Genomic DNA, 14,863 nt, shown 5'->3' on the forward strand with positions numbered 1-14,863 from the left:
GCCCGCTGAAGCAAACTTGGCGCTCACCACACCTTCAGGAGGACCGAGCCCTCTAGATTGCCCCTGACGACACTCTCAGGAGTACCGGGCCTAATCGCGGGGGGTGCCGTTTGACCGCTCGCCGCGGTCAGGTTCGGCAAGCTAAACCACCGACGCGCGTCAGCGCACCCGGATGTTAGAAGGCTTCCCTGGAACGTCCAGCGGCTTCATGCCCGCGGCCCGAGCCTGCAGCACACACCACTTACGCAGCGGCATACCCAGCACCTTGGGTAGCGAACCGTGGTGCCGCTTCACCAGCGGCGTCCCCACGGACCCGAAAAGGGAGATGCTGATACCGGTCTCTCCATGGAGCAGCGGATCCGCAAGCACCAGCTTCCATGCTTTCGCCAGTGCCTTGGCTGCGGCGTCGGAGTTGCCGTTGACGCCTTGGAAGCTTTGCGCCAGGTGGGCGTTCATTCGCTGGTGCTCGGTCAGGGTAGGGGATACAGGCGCCGGGGCGGTCCTTGTCGCTGCAGGCCGCGGCTGGACGGTAACGGAGACCCGGGCGATCAGTGTGAGGTCGGCGAGTTCGACGTGCAGCGCGGCGATCTGCCGGTGAATGGCGCTGATCCGTTGGACGAAGTCGGTGTCCCCACCCGCCAATGGACCTCGCAGCTTGGCTTTAACTTCGGTAGGTAATGTTGTGCGGAACAGCGCACAAAGAGCGGTCGCTACGCGAAGCCGGGCGCCCTCTTCTGACATCACCAGCGGCGACCGGCTGGTCGAGTTCGAAATCACGGCAGCCAAAGCCGGAAGGCTGCCGTACACCTTGCCCCAGCGGATCCGCTCGATGGCGGTCCCCCCGTCCACCTGCGGCGAGTAGACGCTCTGCATAAGCAACAGCTGCTGCGGATCGAAGGCGGGGAAGTGCTGCGGAAGGATCTCGGCCCGCAGGACTGAGCGGACCGCATCGAGCTGCCGCGAGACCTGCTCTATCGGATTGGGGACCGCCATGCCGCCGTCAAGCCTCCAGGGTTCACCCGTATCGGTTGCCGACACCACGCGTTGCGGGAAACCCTTCCACTCGCTGACCATAAGTGTCCCGTGCCGCACGTTGTAGAAAAGCCAGTCAATTTCGGCAACAGGCTTGCCAGGGGCATCCACCCGGCAATTGCTGAACGCCCACACGTCGTCGCCCAGCAGCCCACCCAGGATTGCGACGTCGCGGTCAGAGGGACGGTGCGCCGCCGAATTGGCGGAAGGAAAATGCAGCAACGTAGGCCTTCTGGGGCGCTGGAACCGGCAGAGGGGACCCCGCGCCCACAGCCCGCAGCGCGACGTGCGCTACGCCATCATGACTGGGCGCACGTTCCATTCGCAAGTATCTCCAGCCGGGGAGTGGGGCCCGGAGGGATGAAGCCGGGAGTTACTGCGCCGGCTGGCGGGCAGGGGCGAGGCGGGCGGCCAGGCCACTGAGCAGGATGGTGATTCCCTCGTCGAGTTCTGCCATGCCGTCGTAGTCGACCAGGACGGGGGCGAGGGCGCGCAGGTGCGGGAACTCCTTGGCCGGCAACCGGTGCAGGCCCAGGCGGAGCAGGGCTTCATTTTCGTCCGGATCCACAACGAACTCCTGCAGCTCGTTGAGGATGTGACCGTACAGGTATCCGTAGTAGGCGCGGTAGACATGGAGGGCATCGGCCGGAGAAAAGCCGGCGTCGATCAACAGCGACAGGATCTGCTCCAAGGGCCGCAGCGTCCCCAGGGGGCGAAGGCCCAAGGGGGTGGACAGGGGGCGGGTCACCAGCAGGGGCACAACATTGGGGTGCCGGAGCGCCAGGAGGCGAAGATCGTGGGCGATGCGCCGGAGCTGGGCCCGCCAGTCCGGGTCGTCAGGAAAAATGGCCAGTTCGTCAAACACCAGCTCTGACACGCCGTCGAGGAGCGCCGCGCGGTTTTCCGCATAGCGGTACAGCCCCATGGGATCCCGGCCGAGTTCCTGCCCGAGCCGGCGCATAGTGAGCGCATCAAGCCCTTCGGCGTCCACCAGGTCCAGCGCCGCGGACAGCACAATTTCGCGGCTGAGCCGCTTCTTGCTGCCGTGCGTCGAGCCGGATATCGGGTTCTCTGCGGGGGGCATTGGGTTCCGTTCAGTGGAGGCGGATGACCCCTCAATAGAGGCGCCAATCGATGGGGAAATTCATGGGCAAACCCGTGCGGGCTTGTTTAACTTGTAGTCTACGCCTAAAGTCTACAGTGTAGAGAAAATGTTCAGCGCCCGTTACAGGCAACTAATCCTGGAACGCCTGGCCGTACCGGCCCGTCACGCGAAGCTGATTAAATTCATGCGGCGTGACCTAGAACCGCCCCCAATTTCACACCACTCCCGAAGCTGCAGTTCCGCAGATGCCGGGTTCCCCTTGACGCCGTGTGCGCAGTCAAGCATTGGCCGCCGCAACAACGCGGTGGCATGACCCTCCAAGCGGAAGAGACTTTCATGACGACCATCCACGCGGAAGAGGCTTCCCTGGCAGATTCGCAGTTCGACCAATTCCTTCAGGAAGCCACCGCCCTCGACCCGGCAACCGGTACAGCGCTCGGACGGAACCGACTGTACGGGCTCTACACGAGCTGGTGCTTCGTGTCCCATGGCGCACCGGGTCCCGAAGACGCATTTTGGGCGGCCATGAAGCAAAAAGGGATCCGCCCCGGACACACCCGGCTCCGCATGAAAGGGCCTGCGGCCACCGACTACATCCTGTCCACGTATCCCGAGATGGTGTGAGGCAGATGCGCATCGCCGCAGGCGCCGCGGCATTCCTGGCATCCCGCTTAGCCCGCCGGCAGGCGGCTTAACCGGCTGGCAGGCCGCCCAGCGCCGCCCATGCGAGCCCCGCTCCCACCCCCGCGACCAGGACCAGCACGGCCCCGGCAACGGCGGTCCGGCCAGCCCACGGGCGCGGGCTGAACTCCCCGGCGCCGGGGGAGTCCGGTGACGCGGCGCGGAACGCGGGGGCGAGCCAGCGCAGGTAGTAGAAGAGGCTGATCACGGTGTTGACCGCGGCCGCAAGCGTGAGCCACCAAAAGCCGCCGTCCCACGCGGCGGTGAAGACTGTCAGTTTCCCCAGGAAGACGGCGGTGGGCGGGGTCCCGACCAGGCTGAGCAGTGCCACCACCAACGCCACAGCATGCCATGGGCGGGCCGCGGCCAAGCCCTCATAGGCGCGGAGCTCCGTCCGGTCCGGGTACGCCGCGATCACGGCGAACGCGGCGAGGTTGGTGACCGCATACCCGGCCAGGAACACCACGAGCGAGGGCAGGGCAAGCGGTACGGATCCAGCCACCGCAACAGGCATCAGCAAATACCCGGCCTGGCTGACGGTGGACCAGCCCAGCAGCCGCCGCGGGTTTGACTGCGTGTACGCGGCCAGGTTGCCCAGCGTCATGGTGAGCACGGACAGCAACGCGATCAGCAGCGGCCAGCGCACCGTGCCGGGCATCATCTCCAGCAGCCGGTACGCGGCCAGGAAGCCGCCGATCTTCGGCACCGTCGTAGCGAACGCCGCCACCGCAGTGCCGGACCCTTCCGCGGCGTCGGGAACCCAGAAATGGCCCGGGACGGCCCCGGCCTTGAACATCAGCCCGGCGAGGACCCCCACCAGCCCCACACCGACGACGGCGGGCGCGGCCGCCGCCAGCGCGCCGCGGAGCCCGGCGTACGACGTCGTCCCCGAGACCGCGTACAGCACGGTGACGCCGAGCAGCAGCAGGATCCCGAACAGCGCCCCGAGCAGGTAGGTCTTCAGGGCGGCCTCGGCCCCGGCCTTGGTGCCGCCGATCCCGATCAGGGCGTAGAGCGGGATGCTGGCGAGCAGGAAGCCCACCGCCAGCACCAGCAGGTCCGCGGCGCCGGCCAGCACCACCGCGCCGAGGGAGGCGAGCAGGATCAGCACGTACGTTTCGCTTTCCCGGGCGGTACCGCGGAGCTCGTCAACGCCGAGGGCGATCACCAGCAGCGCGGAGAGCGCGACGACGAGCCGCCCGGCGGCGGTGCCGCCGTCGAGGATGTAGCTGCCGTCATAGACCGACATGGACTCAGCCACCGGCCCGGCGGCGGAGGCAACAGCGGCGAAAGCCACGCCGGCGGCCACGGCGCTCGCGGACAAGGCCACCACTGCGATCACCCTGCTGATCCACTGCCGCTCCCGGGCTGTGAACGATCCCGCCAAGAGCGCAAGGACAGCCCCGGCCAGCAAGAACAGTTCCGGCAGCAGGGCCAGCGCGTCGGCGCCTGAGTTCATCGACTCCACCGGCGCCTAGCCTCCTGCCACGCCGACGAGCGCCGCTGAGGCCGGGGCGATGACATCCAGCAGCGGGACAGGGAACAGTCCGATCAGCACCGAAAGCACCAGCAGGCCGCCCACGGACCAGGCCTCGGCCGGGCGCAAATCCTGGAAACCTGTGGACTTACCCTTGGTGCTCCCGGTGAAGACCCGTTGCAGCGCGCGCAGGAACAGCGCCGCGGTGAGGAGGATGCCCGGCAGCGCAATCGCCGTCAACGGGACGGTGCCGATGCTGCCGGCGAAGATCTGGAACTCGGCGATGAACCCGCTGAAGCCCGGGAGCCCCAGGGAAGCGAACGCGCCCACGGCGAAGAACGCGGCAAACCGCGGGGCGGGCGCGGCGAGGCCGCCGAACGCGCCCATGCTGTAGGTCCCGGCGCGGCTGTGCAGGACACCGGCCAGGAGGAACAGGGCGCCGGTGATCAGGCCGTGGCTGACCATCTGCGTCACGGCACCGGTCACCGCCGTCTCCCGCGCCGCCGTCGCACTTTCCCCCGCGGCACCAGCGGCACCGAGCGCGAGGACAATGTAGCCCATGTGGTTCACCGAGGTATAGGCGATCATCCGTTTCAGGTCGCTCTGCGCCAGGGCCACCAGCGCACCGTAAAGGACGGACACCACGCCGACGGTGATCAGCACTGGCGCCCAGGCCCGCCACGCATCGGGCAGCAACGGCATCGCAATCCGGACGAAACCGTAGGTGCCCATCTTCAACAGCACCCCGGCCAGGACAGCCGAGCCGGTGGCGGGTGCGTCGGTGTGCGCGGGCGGCAGCCAGGTGTGGAACGGCACCGTGGGGGTCTTGACCGCCAGGCCCACCACGATCGCACCCAACACCCACACCCCGGCAGGGTTGTTCCGCAACGCGTCGGCGCGGAGCAGTTCCGGAATGTCGAAGGTGTGCGGCTCGGCGCCGAGGTAAAGCCCGATGAACCCGAGCAGCAGCGCCAGCGAGCCGAGGAACGTGTAGAGGAAGAACTTCAGCGCCGATCGGGCCCGGTCCCCGTGACCCCAGCCGGCGATGATGAAGTACATCCCCACGATGGACAGGTCGAAGAAGAGGAAAAACAGGATCAGGTCCTGGGCGGCGAACAGCCCCACGCTGGTGGCCTCCAGAAAGAGGAACAGCGACGCCCGGGGCCGCGGCCGGTCCGTGGCGTTCCAGTCGTAGATGGCGCAGGCCAGGAAGATCACGGCCGTCAGGACGATCAGCGGGAGCGAGAGCCCGTCGACGCCCACGTGGTAGCTGCTGCCCACGTTCGGGATCCAGCGCAGCTGCTCCTCATAGGCCAACCCGCCGGCCCCCGGGTCACGGTACCCGGCCCAGAGCGCCGCGGTGAGCGCCACCTCGACGGCGGCCACCAGCACGAAGGCCAGGCGGGCGGCCCGTTCGGCGCGGGGCAGCGCCAGGATCAGCGCCGCCGCGGCCAGGGGGAGAAGGATGACAAGACTGAGCAAGCAGGCTCACCTCACGAGGATCAGGAGGACGGCGGCGGCCACCAGGACCAGGGCCGCCTGGACGTAGTAATGATGGACTTGGCCGGTCTGCGGACGCGGGGCGGCGGAACCGGCGCGCCGGACCACGAGGGCGAGGGTCTCGACGCCGTCGTCGATTTTCGTATCGACGATCGCCGAGCCGCCTGCCGCCCGCGACGTCGCGGTGGCGCTCGCCTCCACGCCCCGGTCCAGGACGGCGTCCGCGGCTGCGGCACCCCCGGCGGCCCGCAGCGCGAAGACGGCGGCCCGCTCGACGCCGCGGTCCAGGACGGCATCGTCAAAACGGGCCAGGTGCTGCGCGGCGGCCAGGACCGGGCGGACGACGACGGCATGCGCCGCGGCTTCCATGCCCAGCCACCCGTTCGCGGCGCCCAGGGCGGGGAGCCGGGCGGAGAAACGCCAAACAAGGACGACGACGGCGAGGGCCAGCGCGGCGGATACGGCCAGTTCCAGCGGCCCGGACTCCACACCGTCTCCCGGAGTCCCGCGGCTGAGCGCATCCCGCAGCGCGTTGCCGCCGGGGCCGAACACCAACAGTCCCGCCACGGCCGCGCTCGCGGCGAGGATCAGCACTGGGACTGTCTGCCCGGAGGTGATCCGGCGGCTGCCGGGTTGCTCGGCGTCGTATAGGGCGGAGGTCTCCGGCAGCACCGGCTTCCAGACGAGGGCAACGGCCTTGGCGGCGTAGGCGGCGGCGAGGACGGCGCCGGCCAGGCCCGCCACGTACAGCGGCACCGAATGCTCCAGGGCTGCGGTGAGGACGTTGTCTTTTGTGGCCCACAGGGACAGCGGGGCAATCCCGGCCAGGCTCAGGGCGCCCACGGTAAACGCGGCACCAAGGACCGGCCAGCGGCGTCCCGCGCCGCGCAGCCCGGCGAGCTTCTTGGTCCCGAGCGCGGCCAGCCAGGCCCCGGCGGCGAGGAACAGCCCGCTCTTGGTGGCAGCGTGGGCCATCAGGTGCGCCGCGCCACCGGCAACGTTCCCAACCCCGGCGGCCATCACCACATAGCCCAGCTGCGCCGCGGTGGAGGCGGCCAGAAGTTGTTTCAGGTCCGTCTGGGCAACGGCCACCACGCCAAGCACGACGGCGGTGGCGGCGCCGGCCCAGGCCGCGGCAGCCGCCGCCCACCCGGTCGCAGCAAGCAGCGGCTCGACCCGCAGCAGCAGGTAGCCGCCCATCGCCACCATGGCCGCCGAGTGCAACAGGGCGCTGACCGCGCTGGGACCGTCCATGGCCCGGGACAGCCAAAAGCTGAACGGCAACTGCGCGGCTTTGCCCAGCCCGGCGGCCAGGAGACCGGCCGCGGCGATGTCCCGCCAGGGCTCGGGCAGCCCGGCGAGTCCGGCCAGTGCCATGGACCCGGTTCCGGCGGCTATGCCTGACCCGGCTGCGCCTGACCCCGCTGCGCCTGACCCGGCTGCGCCTGACCCCGTCTGGGCAGCACCGGCCAGGGCCGCGCCGGCGGCGAGATACAGCCCGAGGTCCGCGGTGCGGGTGGTGAGGAACGCCGTCAGCCCGGAGGACATCCGGTGCTGGTCGGACCAGTGGAAGCCGATCAGAGCATAGGAGGCCGCGCCCATGATTTCCCAGGCGAAGAGCAGCGTGGGCAGGGTCGTGGCGGTCAGGGTGATCAGCACGGCCGCGGTGAAGATCAGCATGAGGCCGTGGAACCTGGCCGGATTCGTGGTTCCGGCGGCGGAGGCAAAGAGCAGGACCAGCAAGGTGACGCCGGCCACCGCAGGGAGCAGCACCGCACTCAACGCGTCGGCCTCGACGCCAAACGCGGACCCGGCCATAAACGGCGCCTGAAGCGCGGGGCCGGCGGCCGCGGCGGACGCGGCGGCGGCGGACGCGGCGGCGGCGGACGCGGCGGCGGTCATGCCCGCCAACGCGAGCACCAGGACGGCGACGACGACGGCGACGGCCGGCGCCGCACGGTCGGCCCGGCGTCCGGCGGTGGCCAGGACCGTCCCGGCTGCCGCCGGGAGTACGATCAGCCACAGCAGCAGCACGCTCATCCGGAGAGCTCCGAGGCCATCTCGGTCATGTCGGTATTCCGTGCACGGTGCAGCAGGGTTGCCACCGCGAAACCCATCGCCATTTCAACGGTCATGGCCGCGATCACCACCAGCAGCAGGACCTGGCCGTCGGGCGCAGGGGCGAGGAACCACCAGAACCCGGCGGCGGCGAGGATGACGCCGTTGATCATTAGCTCCAGGCCCATCATCACCATGACCACCACCTGCTGCGACAGCGCACCGAAGAGGCCCACGCTGAACAGCCCGGCGGCCGCGATCAACACGATTTCCAGGGTCATGAGTGGGCACCGCCCGGGTGCTGGTGGTGGCCGTCATGGCCACCGCCCTGGTGAGTGCCGCCGTCGTCGTTCTCCGGTTCAACCGGAACCACCGGGGACGGTGCGTAGCGGCCGCGGGGATTGGCGAGCACCAGCGCGGAGACCAGCGTTGCGAACAGCACCGGGCTGACGGTCAGCATCACCAGCATCTTGGGCCCCATGATCGCCTCACCCAGGGATGCCGTCAGGTCAACCGCCGGGACGCCGCGCCGGGCCGGCCAGTCCGCCAGCAGGATCCCGGCAGTCAGCAGCGCGAAGACGCCGGCCGCGATACCGGCGGAGGCTTTTTTGTTGTGGACCATGTCCATCGGCATCAGCGCCGGATTCATGCCCATGAACATGACCATGAAGATCGCCATGATGGCCATTTCCATCACCATCATCAGGATCGTGATGACGCCGATGTACTCCAGCTCGAACTGCAACAGCATAATCCCCACGGACACGAAGGACACCGCGAGGGCGTACGTGGCCCGCGCCATCGAGTCAGTCCGGAAGACAATGACGCCGGCGGCAATGGCCACCACAGCGAGGACGACGAACAGAACGGCACTCAGCACGGCTTAACCTTTCCCAGCGACGGCGGCCACCGCGACAACGAGCACCTGCAGCAGGACCAGCGGCAAGCCGACCATCCACGCCGGCGCCATGAGCTGTTCGGGCCGGAGCGCCGGCACGCGGCGCCGGACGGTAAGTAGCAGCCAGAAAAGCACCAGCGTCTTGGCCAGAAACCAGGCCCAGTCCGGCAGGACCGGCCCGGCACCGCCGCCCAGGAACAAGGCCACTCCGAACCCGGAACCGGCGGCCAGCAGCAAGTACCGCCCGGCCAGCAGCAGGAGCCGCTCCACCCCGGAAAGCTCGGCCAGCACACCGCCGGCGATGTCAGGGGAGAGCGGCGCGGTGAACGGCCGCTGCAGGGAAAACGCCAGCACCGCGGCGCAAAAAACCAGGAACGCGACCGGCATCCAGACCACAAACCACAACCCGTCCTGGGCGGCAACAATATCGCCCATCCGCAGGCTGCCCGCCGCGACCGCCGGCGCCGTCAACGCGAACATCAGCGGCAGCTCATACGCCAGTGCAAGCGCCAGGAAACGGTACCCGCCCACCAGCGAATGCACGCTGTTCGGGCCCCAGCCGGCCAGCCACACCAGCGCCCAGACCATCACGTCCATCGTGTTGAACCAGACCAGCCCCACGGACAGGTCCGAGACCACCCACGCCCCCACCGGCAGCACGGCCACCTTCAGCGCCGCGGCCACCGGAAGACCGACGACGCCGACCCTGCGCAGCAGCGTGTCCGCCGCGACCGTGCCGCGCGGCCGTTGCCGGAGCAGCCTGGCCGTTTCCGCCACCGGTGCGAAGCCGCCGCCGCGGCGCCCCTCAGCCCGGGCCGTCACGAGCCCATCCGCGGCCGCCCCGCTCAAGGCCACGAGCACCAGCAGGGCGAGTGCGGCCACCGCACCCCAGGCCGGGAGCTGGTGCACCAGGGAGCCGTTCATCCGGACACCCCCGCGGCCCGCGCCGCGGGGGCCAGATCGAAGCTGGCAACGATCAGGCGCACCACCGAGAGCTCCTGGCCACGGACGAGGTCCGGGAGTTTCTGTGCCGGATCTCCGGCCCCGCGTGGTCCTGTGGTGTGGGCAGCTGCCTTGGTTCCGGTGGCCGCTGCAGTGCCGGCCGCTGCCGTCTCGAACATGCCCACCAGCCTGTCCCAGACGTCGGTCCCCTCAAGGCCGGGTAGTCCTGAGCCGCCCGGGATGTGGCCGATGCCGCGCAGGGTGCGGCGCAGCAGCCAGTTCTTCCGGATCCTGGCCAGCTCGGACTGCAGCTCCGTTCGGCACTGGTCCAGTGCTGCGCCGTCCAGGGCGGAATTGCGGATCAGGCGGGTCCGGGTGGCGCTGGCGGCGGCTCCGGCGAGGCGGAGCAGCCGCGACGCCAGATCCAGCTGATGAATGACAGATGCGCGCTCATCGGGGCCGGGCGCCGGTCCGGTCTCTGGCGCCCCGAAGGGAAAATCGATGGCGGAACCGAAGACGACATCGCCCTGCAGCTCGCAGTGCAGCACCAGTCCCGCGGGCCAGAGTGGAAGGTAGGGGCCGAGCGGTACCTTCAGGACATCCAGGTTCAGGCCGTCCCGGTCTGTCCCTTCGCCGGCCAGCGGAATGCCGCCAGGCATGGGCATGTCCATCTGCCCGTGGTCCATCTGCCCGTGGTCCATTCCGGAGTGATCCATCCCGCCGTCGTCCATTCCGGAGTGGTCCATTCCGCCGTCGTCGCTATCGTCGTCGTCCGGCTGCACCCAACGCTCCGCTTCCTGGCGGCGTTGACCGGCGGTATCCAACAGTTCGGCGACGCAACCGTCCAGGCGGGCGCCGGCGTCGTCCGTTTGCTCGACACTCACCCGCGCCCGGGGGCCGGGGAGCTGGTCCCAGAGCCGGTGGATAGCGTCCGCCTGGCCGCCGGGGACCTCGCCACAGACGCAGAGGATGTCGGCGTCGGCCGGGGACAGGGCTTCCACCCACCCGCGGCGCGCCAGCTCCCGCTCCACGGCCATCCGCGGCGCGGCACCGTCCAGGGCCTCCGCCAGGAAAACGTGGCAGCGGGTCACGGCGGCCCGCGCCAGGACGCCGTTCAAGCCCATTTGAACGCACCTTCCCGCCAGGCCCACAGCACACCGGCCATCAGCACGCTGAGGAACACAAACATCTCAATCACGGCGGACGCCCCGAGCCGGGCAACCACCACGGCCCACGGGTACATAAAAAGCATCTCGACGTCGAACGCGAGGAAAATCAGCGTCACCGGATAGTAGCGGGCGTGGTAGCGGGAGAGCGCATGCTGCTCAGGGATCCAGCCGCTGGCGAAGGGCTTGCTGATCAAAGGGTTGTTAGCGACTGCATTGAGGCGGTGCAGGGCGTAGAGTCCGGTCACGCCGGCCACTGCTACGAGGAGGGACATCGCCAGGCCCAGATACGCCGACATGTGTCTCCTTCCTCCCTGGAACTCCCTGCCGGGTGCTCGCGGTTATCAGTCTGCTTACCTTATCGGCGTTCCGTGCCGGGGTGAAGCTTGAGGACGACGATCAGCACGTCACCACAGCCTGTTAGGCCTCAGCGCTCGTCTTGCTCCAGGGTGACGGGCCCGGGCGGGGGCACCAGTTCGTCGCCGCCGAGGTCTGCGGCTTCACGCGGCAGAGGCTCGGCGTGGCGCATGCGCTGCAACCGGACCAGAGCAGTGATGGCGATGGCGCACCAGGCAATGTTGGTGGCCACCGAAGGCCACGCGCCATGCCAGGCGCCGTTGACGAGCAGGGCCAGGGCGCCTATCAGGTTTGCGCTTTGATACGTCCTGCCGTTGGGGATCCGGCCCAGGGAAAAGAGCAGGTAGCCCGCGAGGACGGCCAGCGCACCGAACCAGCCGGAGGTTTCGGCCAGATATTCCATCGCACTAAGCTCCTTTTTGCAGAGGCGGCGTGACCGGTGCCGCGGGGTGCCGGCGGCCGTGTACCGGTCCGGTGTACCGCAAGTGCGGTGTCGGGCCCCCGGAATGGACCCGGGTCATCGTGCGGTGAAAGCCGGTTCGGCCAGCTCCGACACTCGTAGCTCGCGTCCCCTCAGCACCACTTCGGCGAACTGCCACAGGATGGCGCCTGTTGGAGCGTGGATGACCATGCCCCGGCGCAGCGGCATCTGGAGGATCGGGCCACCGTCTGGCCGGGGGTGCCATCTCGGGACGCCGTCGGCAGTCAGCGCCTCGAGTGGCAACGGATGCAGCGAGGCCACTTCGGCCGGATGCCGGCGGGGCCGTTGCGGCTCATCAAGCAGGACAATTACAGGGGTAATGACTATGCCCCGGCTGGCCGGGAAATCGTCCAGCACACCCACCACGTCGGTGCGCGACGCCATGATCCCGGTCTCCTCGTGCAATTCGCGCAGCGCAGTGTCCACGAGGTCTTCGCCCGGATCCATGCGGCCGCCCGGCAGCGCCCACTGCCCGGCGTTGGAGCCCCTGGCTGCACGTTTAATGATGAGGACGTGCAGGGAGCCGGATCTTGCGTAAACGGTGATGGCGACAGCGGCACGGCGCACTCCCGGGTGGTCTTCGCCGGCAATATGGCGGGCCCGGTGCTCCAGACGGGAACGCCACAGGGAACGAAGCTCGCTGTTCGGCCCCGCCACCTGCGCCACGGTCAGGCCACGCTTGCGGACAGGGTGAGCTCCCTGTCAACGATGGTTACCAGCATGGTCCGCATGCCATCAATGGACATGTCAGGGGCTCCGGTGAGGATTTTGATGGCCGCACCGTCAGTGGCGGAGGTCAGCAGGCGTGCGAATCCGACGGGATCGAGGTCGCGGAAGATACCTTGGCGCTGGCCGCGGCGGACGATGCTGACCACCGCGTCCATCCAGCGGGCATAAAAGTCGTTGTGGATAGGCCTGAGTGAAGGGTTAAGGCAGGTTTCGGACCAGAACTGGAGCCAGATGGACCACTCGTTGCGAACTTGGGTGCCAATGGGCAGTTGGAGTTCAATCAGCGCCAGCAGCCGCTTGTGCGCGTTATCAATCTGGCTCAGCACCGCACCCTGGCGGTCGAAGGCCTGGTCCACGCAGTAGCGCAGCGCTTCACGCAGGACATCGTCCTTGCCGGGGAAGTAGTAATGGATGGTGCCGGTACTGGTGCCGCAGATCCTGGCTATGTCCTGCACCCGGACGTGATGGTATCCACGCTCAGCGATCAGCTGCCACGCGGCTTCGAGAATGGCGTTCCTGCGTTCCTGGGATCCCTTGGCATCGCCCGAATCAGTCATGGCAGTTCCTTCCGCGGACTGGCGCATCATTTGTACCGATGACTATAGCTTAGCGGCAAAACTGACGCACCAGTCAACTTTATCGCTCGAATTTTGGTTCTCAGGTCAGTCCGCCAGCTACTTGCGCCGGATTGTGACCGGGTCAGATTTCCCGCAATATAGGCGTTTTTAGGGCCTTACGTGGATTGAGTCTTGACAGACTGTGATCCGAGACACGAAGCTTGGGTCAATGACCGACGCGTCAGTCAACGCGTCAAGGTCCCCGATCCTTCCTTCATCGCCGCAGGAGGCACACCATGACCGCCCACCGACGTCACAAGAGTTCCCACCTCATCACCGCTTTGGCCCTGGGCTCGCTCATGGCTCTGTCCGCATGTTCTTCCGGAGCGTCAGCGGTCCAGGCCGGGGCAGACTCCGTGTCTGACCCCAAACCCGGCGGTAATCTGCGCGTGGGCATCGTGGGTGGATCGGCCAAAGATAGCCTGGATGCCCACGCCCCGGTGACCCATCCGGACCAGGCGCGTGTCATCCAGCTCTATGACACGCTCGCCAGCTACGACAACGAGCACAAGATCCAGATGGCGCTCGCCGACTCCATCACGCCGTCCGCGGATGCCACCACCTGGACCGTCCACCTTCGGGACGGGCTGAAGTTCAGCGACGGCAGGCCGCTGACGGCAGAAGACGTCATCTTTACATTTCGCCGCATCACGGATCCTGCCTCCCCGCAGAGCGGAGCTTCGGCACTGTCCACGCTCAACCGAGATGCTTTGAAGGCCACCGATTCCCAGACCGTCGTCTTTAGCTTCAACGCTCCCAACTCGACCTTCCCGGACACAGCGGCCCAATACTCGCTCGGTATTGTGCCGGCCGATTACGATCCCAAGAAACCGATCGGCGCGGGGCCGTTCATGATGGAAACTTTCACGGCGGGCCAGCAGAGCGTGTTTGTGAAAAACCCGCATTACTGGCAGGCCGGGCAGCCGCTCGTGGACAAGGTCACCATCATCGACTTCCCGGACGACACCGCCCGCGTCAACGCTCTCCTGGGCGGCCAGGTCGACGCGATCGACCAGCTTCCCCTCGGCCAGGTTAACGTCGTCAAGGCCAATCCGGCCATGAAGGTCCTGGAATCGGCCACCGGGTCCTGGCTGCCGTTCACCATGCGCGTGGACCAGGAACCGTTCAACGATCCCAAGGTCCGGCAAGCCTTCCGCCTGATCATTGACCGCCAGCAGATGGTGGATCAGGTCCTTGGCGGCCACGGCACCGTTGGCAACGACATGTACTCACCGCTGGACCCGTGCTATCCGTCAGACACCCCGCAGCGGACCCAGGACATCGAGAAGGCCAAGCAGCTTTTGGCGGAGGCCGGTAAGAGCAGCCTCACCGTTGACCTGGTCACGTCGCCAGTGGCCGCGGGACTCGTGGAGGCAGCACAGGTCTTCGCACAGCAAGCCAAGGCCGCCGGCGTCACCGTCAACGTCAAGAAGGTTGATCCGGGAGAGTTCTACGGCGACCAGTACCTGCAGTGGACGTTCGCCCAGGACTTCTGGTTCACCCGCGACTACCTTTCGCAGGCATCGAACTCGGGCTTCGCCACGTCGCCGTACAACGAAACGCACTGGGCCGACCAGGAATGGACAGAGCTCGTCACCCGGGCACAAGCCACCACCGACTCCGAGACGCGCTGCGGACTCATCAAGAAAGCACAGCAGATCGAATTTGAGCGCGGCGGCAACATCATCTGGGGTTTCCCGAACAGCGTGGACGCCTACAGTGCCACGGTCCAGGGCCTGACCCCGGACAAGAGCGGCATACCGCTGACGTCATTCGGGTTCCGCAACGCCTGGCTCAATAAGTGACGGCCGCGCAGGGAG

The 14,863-nt window shown here is 67.8% G+C and carries 15 protein-coding genes; 2 read left to right on the top strand and 13 right to left on the bottom strand.

Translation table 11 applies throughout. The features are described 5' to 3' along the window. Window positions 1-159: 159 nt before the first annotated feature. Together ACQCSV_RS05875 and ACQCSV_RS05880 are read right to left on the bottom strand one after the other, a co-directional pair. The gene (locus tag ACQCSV_RS05875) at window positions 160-1,254 is read right to left on the bottom strand and encodes a hypothetical protein (protein WP_426939317.1); all 1,095 of its coding nucleotides are present in this window, start codon (window positions 1,252-1,254) and stop codon (window positions 160-162) included. Window positions 1,255-1,405: 151 nt separating this feature from the next. After that, a complete protein-coding gene (locus ACQCSV_RS05880; RefSeq protein ID WP_354224309.1) occupies window positions 1,406-2,116 on the bottom strand; it encodes a TetR/AcrR family transcriptional regulator C-terminal domain-containing protein in 711 nt (236 codons plus the stop codon). Window positions 2,117-2,473: 357 nt separating this feature from the next. Between ACQCSV_RS05880 and ACQCSV_RS05885 the strand changes: the two genes are divergently transcribed. Beyond that, window positions 2,474-2,761, top strand: coding sequence for a hypothetical protein (locus tag ACQCSV_RS05885; RefSeq protein ID WP_354224311.1), 288 nt, complete (start codon window positions 2,474-2,476; stop codon window positions 2,759-2,761). A 67-nt stretch (window positions 2,762-2,828) separates the two neighbouring features. On the opposite strand, the gene ACQCSV_RS05890 is transcribed toward ACQCSV_RS05885, so the two are convergent. The 11 genes from ACQCSV_RS05890 to ACQCSV_RS05940 all read right to left on the bottom strand — a co-directional run bounded on the left by ACQCSV_RS05890 (window position 2,829) and on the right by ACQCSV_RS05940 (window position 12,983). After that, window positions 2,829-4,277, bottom strand: coding sequence for an NADH-quinone oxidoreductase subunit N (locus tag ACQCSV_RS05890; RefSeq protein WP_426939318.1), 1,449 nt, complete (start codon window positions 4,275-4,277; stop codon window positions 2,829-2,831). A 15-nt stretch (window positions 4,278-4,292) separates the two neighbouring features. Beyond that, window positions 4,293-5,777: a complex I subunit 4 family protein gene (locus ACQCSV_RS05895; RefSeq protein ID WP_426939319.1), complete on the bottom strand. Its 1,485-nt coding sequence runs from the start codon at window positions 5,775-5,777 to the stop codon at window positions 4,293-4,295. Between the two features lie 6 nt (window positions 5,778-5,783). Further along, the gene (locus ACQCSV_RS05900; protein ID WP_426939320.1) at window positions 5,784-7,835 is read right to left on the bottom strand and encodes a proton-conducting transporter membrane subunit; all 2,052 of its coding nucleotides are present in this window, start codon (window positions 7,833-7,835) and stop codon (window positions 5,784-5,786) included. Continuing rightward, entirely contained in the window at window positions 7,832-8,134 is a 303-nt protein-coding gene (locus tag ACQCSV_RS05905) for an NADH-quinone oxidoreductase subunit NuoK (protein ID WP_426939321.1), read from the bottom strand. The genes ACQCSV_RS05900 and ACQCSV_RS05905 overlap by 4 nt, the downstream gene beginning before the upstream one ends. Then, window positions 8,131-8,733, bottom strand: coding sequence for an NADH-quinone oxidoreductase subunit J (locus ACQCSV_RS05910; protein WP_426939322.1), 603 nt, complete (start codon window positions 8,731-8,733; stop codon window positions 8,131-8,133). Before ACQCSV_RS05910 ends, ACQCSV_RS05905 begins: the two co-directional genes overlap by 4 nt. Window positions 8,734-8,736: 3 nt before the next feature. Further along, entirely contained in the window at window positions 8,737-9,675 is a 939-nt protein-coding gene (locus ACQCSV_RS05915; protein ID WP_354224321.1) for a complex I subunit 1 family protein, read from the bottom strand. Continuing rightward, the gene (locus ACQCSV_RS05920) at window positions 9,672-10,817 is read right to left on the bottom strand and encodes a hypothetical protein (RefSeq protein ID WP_354224323.1); all 1,146 of its coding nucleotides are present in this window, start codon (window positions 10,815-10,817) and stop codon (window positions 9,672-9,674) included. Before ACQCSV_RS05920 ends, ACQCSV_RS05915 begins: the two co-directional genes overlap by 4 nt. Next, complete coding sequence (locus tag ACQCSV_RS05925; RefSeq protein WP_426939323.1) at window positions 10,808-11,158, bottom strand: NADH-quinone oxidoreductase subunit A; 351 nt, start codon at window positions 11,156-11,158, stop codon at window positions 10,808-10,810. The genes ACQCSV_RS05920 and ACQCSV_RS05925 overlap by 10 nt, the downstream gene beginning before the upstream one ends. 128 nt (window positions 11,159-11,286) lie before the next feature. Further along, window positions 11,287-11,619, bottom strand: a complete 333-nt coding sequence (locus ACQCSV_RS05930) for a CBU_0592 family membrane protein (RefSeq protein ID WP_282330974.1) — start codon at window positions 11,617-11,619, stop codon at window positions 11,287-11,289. 114 nt (window positions 11,620-11,733) lie between these two features. Further along, the gene (locus tag ACQCSV_RS05935) at window positions 11,734-12,354 is read right to left on the bottom strand and encodes a CoA pyrophosphatase (protein ID WP_354224327.1); all 621 of its coding nucleotides are present in this window, start codon (window positions 12,352-12,354) and stop codon (window positions 11,734-11,736) included. A gap of 11 nt (window positions 12,355-12,365) precedes the next feature. Beyond that, window positions 12,366-12,983 carry a TetR/AcrR family transcriptional regulator gene (locus tag ACQCSV_RS05940; RefSeq protein ID WP_354224329.1) on the bottom strand — a complete coding sequence of 206 codons (618 nt, stop codon included), beginning with the start codon at window positions 12,981-12,983 and terminating at the stop codon, window positions 12,366-12,368. A 296-nt stretch (window positions 12,984-13,279) separates the two neighbouring features. On the opposite strand from ACQCSV_RS05940, the gene ACQCSV_RS05945 reads away from it, so the two are divergent. Beyond that, complete coding sequence (locus ACQCSV_RS05945; protein ID WP_354224331.1) at window positions 13,280-14,848, top strand: ABC transporter substrate-binding protein; 1,569 nt, start codon at window positions 13,280-13,282, stop codon at window positions 14,846-14,848. Window positions 14,849-14,863 lie beyond the last annotated feature (15 nt).

Origin of the sequence: Pseudarthrobacter sp. S3, assembly GCF_050156905.1 — a bacterium.
Classification (GTDB): domain Bacteria; phylum Actinomycetota; class Actinomycetes; order Actinomycetales; family Micrococcaceae; genus Arthrobacter.